The 6,425-nt window shown below is 38.1% G+C and carries 8 protein-coding genes and 1 pseudogene; all 9 read right to left on the minus strand.

Features of this window, described 5'->3' with window-relative positions:
* Positions 1-7: 7 nt before the first annotated feature.
* On the minus strand, positions 8-487 hold the full coding sequence (locus H6G79_RS33730) for an ATP-binding protein (protein WP_190594878.1): 480 nt from the start codon (positions 485-487) through the stop codon (positions 8-10).
* A gap of 21 nt (positions 488-508) precedes the next feature.
* On the minus strand, positions 509-973 hold the full coding sequence (locus tag H6G79_RS33735) for a hypothetical protein (protein ID WP_096585436.1): 465 nt from the start codon (positions 971-973) through the stop codon (positions 509-511).
* Complete coding sequence (locus H6G79_RS33740; RefSeq protein WP_190594877.1) at positions 963-3,143, minus strand: DNA translocase FtsK; 2,181 nt, start codon at positions 3,141-3,143, stop codon at positions 963-965. The genes H6G79_RS33735 and H6G79_RS33740 overlap by 11 nt, the downstream gene beginning before the upstream one ends.
* A gap of 9 nt (positions 3,144-3,152) precedes the next feature.
* Positions 3,153-3,980: a lysozyme gene (locus H6G79_RS33745; protein ID WP_190594876.1), complete on the minus strand. Its 828-nt coding sequence runs from the start codon at positions 3,978-3,980 to the stop codon at positions 3,153-3,155.
* Positions 3,981-4,006: 26 nt separating this feature from the next.
* On the minus strand, positions 4,007-4,657 hold the full coding sequence (locus H6G79_RS33750; protein ID WP_190594875.1) for a M23 family metallopeptidase: 651 nt from the start codon (positions 4,655-4,657) through the stop codon (positions 4,007-4,009).
* 4 nt (positions 4,658-4,661) lie between these two features.
* On the minus strand, positions 4,662-5,003 hold the full coding sequence (locus tag H6G79_RS33755) for a hypothetical protein (protein WP_190594874.1): 342 nt from the start codon (positions 5,001-5,003) through the stop codon (positions 4,662-4,664).
* Positions 5,003-5,491 (minus strand): hypothetical protein, encoded by a 489-nt coding sequence (locus H6G79_RS33760; protein WP_086834080.1) that lies wholly within the window; start codon positions 5,489-5,491, stop codon positions 5,003-5,005. The genes H6G79_RS33755 and H6G79_RS33760 overlap by 1 nt, the downstream gene beginning before the upstream one ends.
* Before the next feature lie 18 nt (positions 5,492-5,509).
* The gene (locus H6G79_RS33765; RefSeq protein ID WP_190594873.1) at positions 5,510-6,076 is read right to left on the minus strand and encodes a hypothetical protein; all 567 of its coding nucleotides are present in this window, start codon (positions 6,074-6,076) and stop codon (positions 5,510-5,512) included.
* Positions 6,077-6,080: 4 nt separating this feature from the next.
* Positions 6,081-6,314, minus strand: a pseudogene (locus H6G79_RS33770) (phage terminase large subunit family protein); the annotation flags it as partial.
* Positions 6,315-6,425: the final 111 nt, after the last annotated feature.

The raw sequence follows: 6,425 nt of genomic DNA on the forward strand, positions 1-6,425 counted from the left end.
AACATATCTACTTTCCAAAAGTCCAAGTATTAGTTTCGTTTAATTCCAATTCTTCAAAACAGTTAGCAAAACCCGTAAAATGAAAACATCTTAGCGGCAGCCGAGATATTAATAGTAAAGAAAAATTTTCTAGTTTAGCCAACTGTTGTAATCTCAATAAATCGTCGCTAAAACTATCGCTAACAAAGTGCAATCTATCAAAATTATCAATCACAAGTAGTCTATTGAATCCTTCAGATAATTCGGTTACTATATTTTGCCAATCCTGCTGGTAGTACAAATCAAAACTCATAGGAATAACATCAAATAGATGAGCTACACTAAAAGGATATTCAAGATTAAGATAAACAGACTTTAAAGTAATATCTTTAAGTAAACAATTTTTAACAGTAAAAGTCTTAGCAATATCCTGTTTACCCCATAAATTAACATTCTTGCCTGCATTTAGTTTACCAATCAACCAAGTATATTCTTTATAACGTAACATTACCATTATCCTTTAGATAAACTACAATTTGTTTGAGATTAAATGTGTGATTTTTTGATTGTGTCTTTCTAAACTTTTTCTAGAAAATTTGTTAGATACAATAAAATTATCTAATAAAAAATCAGGTGATTGTGAAAGTCTTAATAGCACACCATCATCACCACTACTGCGATGATAGTAATGAACAACAGGTGATTGGATAACTGTCAGGTTATCGTTACGAATTGCTCGCCCTGTAACTAGCCCATCCATAATAAATTTAGCGGCAGCAGCTACATTATCACTATCTCGTGCAAAATTTTTGAGATACCAATGAAACTCAATCCAAACTGTACTATCTAAATAAAATTCACATTCTCTAACAAATTCACCAATTAAGTTTGTCCAGTACTTCTTAAGTTCAGCACTAGCTTGCCAACTCGACCGTGCCTGGTTGATAATTTCGTTCATACAAGGGGGTAAAGGCATGGTCAGTTCAAATATCATCTTCACCACCATCTTTAAAGTTATTTAAAAATTCTTCGACAACGTTTCTAAATTTCTTGTATGATCTACCATCTTGACGGGATAAATTGAATACTGCTTTGACAATTTCATCAAGTTTATAGCCCTTTTGATGCAAATTCATAATTGAGTTTCTTGCTTCTTCGTCCAGCTGCACCTTAAAACTAAAACTGCCCTCAAAATCAGTCTTAGATTGCTTAGTTTTAGTAGCAGTAGTGGCTTTAAATTTACCATTATCATTACTACTACTCTCGCCATACAGACTAGCGGCAAATTCATCAAAGTCTAACCCAGATTTCCATGCTGTATAAGGATCGTTCTGGTTTTTTGCTTCCAAGAGTAATTGCTGAAAGTATTCAGGGTCTTCATCGTCAGCAACATATAAAGCTTGGAGTCGTAAAACTTCAGTCGTCTTGTACAAAAAATCACCGTATCCCAGCAAATAAACTGCACGCTTATCTTTATCGTCCCCAAGGATAATACAACTATCTTCAGGACGGGTTGTAACAAAGGCTGTCTTCGCTGGAAAGTTTGAGCGAATCAACGGGTCTATCACATTTTTGTCAGGTCGTTGAGTATATAACAATACATGAATCCCCGCACCACCCGCTTTTGCAAGCAACTTCATCAGCGCAGTCTCAATGCGATCGCAGTAGTTATCATCGGAAAGTAGGTCAAAACACTCGTCAATTAGACAAATCACTCGTGGCATGATGCAATCAGGTGCGAACCGTGAGTTGTACTGTGCGATCGTTTCAATGCTGCTGTGGCGTTCAAATTCCTGGTAGCGCAATTCCATTTCTTCGACTAAGTAATCAAGTAAGTTAGCGGTAGACTCTGCATCACGCGCAACTGGGGCTACAAGATGGGGAAGCCCATCAAACTTACCAAAGGTCACTCGTTTAACATCTGAAAGTGCCAATCGCACAACAGAAGGGGGATATCGTCGCACTAAATATAAGATTGCGGCTTTCTCAAACTGTGACTTTCCACCCCGCGTCCGCCCACCACCCAGGATATGGGTCACGTTATCGCTATAAAGGGGAATTTCGACATAAGTGCCATCAACATCAACACCACCAGGGATAGACACCGAATAAATATCAGGTTCGCCCTCAAAAGTAAAATAATCACGAAAATAAGCAAATTGTCTATCTAACCGGGGTATGTCAAATACAACTCCCCCAGGCACTACACTGACCATTGGCGCAACTTTTAAGCCTAATTCTTCACCAAGCTGCTGTACTAAGTCATTACCTATGTCTTCTACTTTTTTATAACTAACACCCCGTCCGAGTTTTACCCTAATACGGTTAAAAGTAGGGCCATTTTTGGCATCAATATACTTAGCATTAATATTAAAATCTTCTAAAGTATCAACTAATAGTTTTCCTGCTTGTCCCATAGTTAAAATATTTGAATTAACAGTCTCATTATTAGCAATTTCACTATTTAAACCTTTAGGCTCTTTTAAAATAATTGAGCCATCTACAGCCTGCTTTAAAGCTATTGGCTTATCCGTAGCACGGGCAACAAGCACTGCCGTTCTATAGCAATAGTTTTTAATAATTTTATCTTTAGATTTATTGGCTAAATCAGTAAAGTAACTAATTGGTTTATTATTTAAAAATAAATTATAAAGATTGTGCTGCACTACTTCATAGCCAATATGCTTGAGATAGATATTTTTGATGGACTCTATATATTCAAATAAAGATTCAATTGGCGAGCTACTAACTATCTCAATCATTTTTTGATACACGTTATTTTGCTCCCACTGTGATGGCATTCGATTGAGATGGATATATTCAAGTGCATAACGTACAAACTCGTACTGATTTAAAGTACAGTGTTCTGCACATATTGATAATATTTCATCATCGTTTGTACCTGCAATTACTGATTCGTATATTACCTGAAATAAAAATTCTAAGTTAAATTCAACAACTGGACGTGATAATTTTGCTCTAAAGTCAATCTGCTTTAAAACAGTTTCAGCATAAGAAACCATTATTTCAGGCAAAGCTTCCCTTACATTTTCTATAATCTCTTCATTGTCTAAACCATCCTGTTTGGCCTGTACAATTGCAGTCCAAAGCTGTTGTTTTTGAAATTCAGGATTAGTATTATTGTCATTGTATGGTAGTAACATTACTAAGTTTCACTTTCTAGAAATTTCAAACTTTTGTAAATGTTGCTGATAATAAGTTCTTAGTTGAGCAATTGATTTAGCATTTTGATTGTAATTATTACAAGGAAACGAAGCCCAAATTCTACCTACTTTGCATACAGCAGTATCAAACCTTCCTGCTTCAATGTCACTTAAAGCATTATTACGACGAATATATTCAATTGCCATCTTGTCCTGAGAAGCTGGACTAAAATCTTTTAAGTTTAACTTTGGCTGAAGATCATACCAACTTATATCCAACATTTGATAAGCACCAGCCGCAGTCGAACAAACATTTTTACCATTAATAGGAGCGCACTGTTTCTTTAACGGGTGCGTAGAAAAATCATTAAAAGTTCCGTTAAATACTAACTTGCGATAACTTTCTGGCTCACTGGTTCCTGTTTCTGCCCAACGAATTGTTGCTAAAAAAGCACTCAAACGTGGTGAATAAAGATGTGGTAAGTAATCTCTTGCACTAACTCTTCCTTTTAAACTATTTGACGACAATGAATAAACACCAGTACTTTGAGAAATTGAAAAATAAATTCCCAAAGTAATTAAGGAAGCAGTTGACAAATGAATGGGTTGAAAACGGGATATAAATTGATGACGAGGACTGAAAATCAATCCTACTAAACCACCAACAATAAACCCAAATTTCCAACTATCAACTGCTTTACCAAAACTACGCACTTGGCAAACACTATCCGCACCCTTGGATACCAATCCACATGGCAGTGAAGCTACTCCGAAAGAAAATGCAACAGAGCAGGCTGCACCAACTACACCTGATATAAAAATCGGTACAATTTGCATTGCTCTTGCCAATAGCTAAATAACTTTCAACGATTAGCTAAATATTCGTGTAAATAAGGACGGGGATTCTGCGGTACACCATTAACTTGAACCTCAAAATGTAAATGCGGCCCCGTCGAAAACCCCGTACTACCTACTGCTGCAATCATCTGCCCAGGGACAACAAGTTGTCTCTGCTGTACATACAGCTGACTGGCATGACCGTAGAGAGTAGATAAACTTCCCTGATGCTGAATAATAACTGCTTTGCCGTAACCATCCTTGTCACCCGCAAAAACTACTCGGCCAGCATCAACCGCATAAATTGGCGTACCCTTGGCTGCGCCAAAATCAATTCCCCTGTGAAACTTGCGATCGCCTGTAATGGGGTGTGTCCGCCAACCAAATTCACTAGTTACAGGAGTACCAGCCGCAGTAGGAAAGGCAATTCGACCGTTATTTAAAACCTGATTACTAACAACAGTTCTAGGTAGTATTAGATTCTGGAGAGATTTAACTAACAATTGAGATTCAATCCATCCAGAAACCTGGGGAATGACCATAGCTGCAATGACAACTGAGGTTGCGATCGCATATCTCCAACTTTCACTCGAATTAGTATCGGCTGTTTCATCCGAACTAGTTACAGTCGAATTACTAACCTCCTTTTTACCGTCAGTTTCAAAGATTATTCGCATTGTCTCAACGCCTTTTTGTATTAGCAGGAGAAACCTGCCAACAACCAATCTTTGCACTACTCAAGACTTCCTCAAAATCATTCTGAGCTACACGGCAATCAGGAGAACTTAGGCCATCTCCGGATGTTGCAGATTCCTTAACTTTAGGGGAATAGCGCGTAGAGACAGGATTAGAAGACATATTTACGCCAGGTGCAGCAGTAGAGACAACAGCTGGCGATAAAAATTGAAGCTTTTGTGCCAATGCCACAGCATTACGCCAGTTATAAAACTGCAAATACCCCGGTTGCAAGATATCTGCAATCCATACCAGCAGTACGAACCAAAAAATTGCCTTTACCCACATTAATCCAACTGCTTAACCACAGGCAGGGCAAAAGAAGGAACTTCCTTGGGTACAACTTCAATCTTCTTCCCAGCTGCATATCCTGGCCCGGTGTAACTGCCATTAAGGAGAAAATTCAACAGCATTATTAACAACCACACTCCTACAGCAGCGACACCTACAGGAGATTTAATTACATCTGATAAAAAATATACTGGATACCAGCCAAATCTCCAGGGATTTTGTGGATGCAACCTATGTGCTTTCCAAGTCTCAATGTAGGGAATTTCTATCTGAGGAACTCTCGGCTTATAAGCAGTAGGTGCATTAATATACCTAACTTCTACAGGTTGAGTATCATAAGTGGTCATAGGAGAAACGCTAGGTTGCTGATTTACCATTCCTCCTTGCTGTACCTGCTGTAACATATTTTGCAACCGATTGGCAGGCACAATTGCTCCACCTTCAGAATAATCAACATCAAAATTACGGCGTTGATTTCTACTCATAATATGACCTCAAATTAACTAGCTGGCGGGTTTATTATTTATTTGGGAGTTAGTATCTTCCCAAAAATCTTCATCTTGAAGTTGGGCGTAAAACTCTTCTGGAGATAAGATTCCAGGTTGATTTTGCACTCCATCTTCAACAAACTGACTACTATCTACTCGCCCTAATCCAGAAACAGTAGAACGAGGAGAAAATTGAACGACATTTTTAGCAGAAAACTCGTTATTAAATCTCATCCCAGGAGGCGAAACTGGGGGGATTAAAGAAGGCTGAATATCAGTATTAGAAACACCAACATGAAGTTGTTGATTGCCAGAATTTCCTAAGTTATCAGAAACTTCATCTGTTTCTTCAACTGCATTGTTATAGTCAGAAATTCCCCAACTCAAGAAACAAGCAAACCCTGCCAGAAATATAACTGCACTCATCCAATGCACTCCTGAATTGGGAGATGGCATCATCTCAACCGTTGTCCGAGTTGAACCTTCCAGGGTAGTACGAATAGGGGTACGTTTGACTGCCGCTACAACATTGAGCGAACACAAAGCTATGCAAATTATCGCAGCAGCAAACTTGACATACATGACATCACTCCCCTGATTTATTAACAGGCTTTTTATTAGGAATTGGATTAGGTAATTGCTTCTTCATGTGTTGGAGATATATTCGCCTTTGTTCCTCCTTCTGGCGTATTTTCTCGCGGATGTCTGCCACCTGTGCCATCTGCTCTACTGGATCTAAATACCCCCGTGCCCGTAACAGATGCGCCTGTGCAAGCGAGTATGGTTCTTGAGCATTCCTAATCTGAATTAGCATTTGATTAGACTTGTCCGAAATATTAACTTAGAAAAAGAAAAATGGTAAAACATTAAATTGAGCGTCTACTATTTTTCATAATTAGTTATGGTTTTTGATTATATCGAGAAATATCCA

This window comes from Anabaena sp. FACHB-83, from assembly GCF_014697485.1.
In the GTDB taxonomy this organism is placed as follows: Bacteria; Cyanobacteriota; Cyanobacteriia; order Cyanobacteriales; family Nostocaceae; genus Nostoc_B.

Excerpts from the sequence above, each read along its gene's own strand:
- H6G79_RS33730 (WP_190594878.1), bottom strand. The coding sequence starts at position 487 with ATGTTACGTTATAAAGAATATACTTGGTTGATTGGTAAACTAAATGCA.
- H6G79_RS33745 (WP_190594876.1), bottom strand. The coding sequence starts at position 3,980 with ATGCAAATTGTACCGATTTTTATATCAGGTGTAGTTGGTGCAGCCTGC.
- H6G79_RS33740 (WP_190594877.1), bottom strand. The coding sequence starts at position 3,143 with ATGTTACTACCATACAATGACAATAATACTAATCCTGAATTTCAAAAA.
- H6G79_RS33735 (WP_096585436.1), bottom strand. The coding sequence starts at position 973 with ATGATATTTGAACTGACCATGCCTTTACCCCCTTGTATGAACGAAATT.
- H6G79_RS33765 (WP_190594873.1), bottom strand. The coding sequence starts at position 6,076 with ATGTATGTCAAGTTTGCTGCTGCGATAATTTGCATAGCTTTGTGTTCG.
- H6G79_RS33755 (WP_190594874.1), bottom strand. The coding sequence starts at position 5,003 with ATGTGGGTAAAGGCAATTTTTTGGTTCGTACTGCTGGTATGGATTGCA.
- H6G79_RS33750 (WP_190594875.1), bottom strand. The coding sequence starts at position 4,657 with ATGCGAATAATCTTTGAAACTGACGGTAAAAAGGAGGTTAGTAATTCG.
- H6G79_RS33760 (WP_086834080.1), bottom strand. The coding sequence starts at position 5,491 with ATGAGTAGAAATCAACGCCGTAATTTTGATGTTGATTATTCTGAAGGT.